Genomic DNA, 480 nt, shown 5'->3' with positions numbered 1-480 from the left:
TGTAATTGATTACGGAAGCGAAAGTGGTGTTTTGTTCTCTTCTTTTAATGCGTTGCGAGCTATAATTATTAAACAACAATCTGGAACTTTAGAAAAAATAATAGAAAGCAACACTAATCCAAAAAAAATTGATATAAATTTCAAATAAGCAACAAATTAAATTTTTTAATAAATTAGTACTGGAGGGGCTACATTAAAGATGATGCACTCCATGCAGTGGAAAGTGACGTAATTTTGATTTAATAAAACATGAAATGGCTTTACGAAAAACAATTAAAAAATCCTATGTCAATTTCAGAGGTAGAGAATAGCTTTGGAATTAAATTTCCTGAAGATTACAAAAAAATAGTTCTGGAACACAATGCTGCGATGCCAACTCCAAATACTATTGATACATCTAGGGAGAAAGCAAAGGCATTTGGTGAAATTTTAAACTTCAATCTCGATGCAGATGAAAATATCATTTCGCTATATGAGGAG

General features: G+C 30.6%; 1 protein-coding gene. It reads left to right on the top strand.

Translation table 11 applies throughout. The features are described from left to right. Positions 1-249 precede the first annotated feature (249 nt). Positions 250-480, top strand: a 231-nt coding sequence (locus A1704_RS17205) for an SMI1/KNR4 family protein (protein ID WP_162268231.1), incomplete at its 3' end; no start/stop codon positions are given.

The organism is Chryseobacterium cucumeris (genome assembly GCF_001593385.1).
In the GTDB taxonomy this organism is placed as follows: Bacteria; Bacteroidota; Bacteroidia; order Flavobacteriales; family Weeksellaceae; genus Chryseobacterium; species Chryseobacterium cucumeris.
This window is presented reverse-complemented; position numbering and strand designations above follow the sequence as displayed.